At 66.0% G+C, this 215-nt stretch carries 1 protein-coding gene; it reads right to left on the minus strand.

The window, feature by feature from the left end:
• A partial coding sequence (locus ICC28_RS40220; protein WP_188293820.1) for an AMP-binding protein occupies positions 1-215 on the minus strand: 215 nt, incomplete at both ends.

Raw genomic sequence — 215 nt, forward strand, 5'->3', positions numbered from 1 at the left:
GCGATGTGCTTGGGCACCACGACCACGCGGCCGCCGAAGGCGAGCGCGCCCCACATCTCGAAGACCGAGAAGTCGAAGGCGTACGAGTGCATCATCGACCACACGTCATCGGCCGTGTAGGCCATGTCCGCGTGACAGGTCTCCAGCAGGCGCACCACATTGCGGTGGGTGAGCACCGCACCCTTCGGGCGGCCCGTCGAACCCGACGTGTAGAT

Source organism: Streptomyces sp. TRM68416 (assembly GCF_014596915.1).
Taxonomy (GTDB): domain Bacteria; phylum Actinomycetota; class Actinomycetes; order Streptomycetales; family Streptomycetaceae; genus Streptomyces.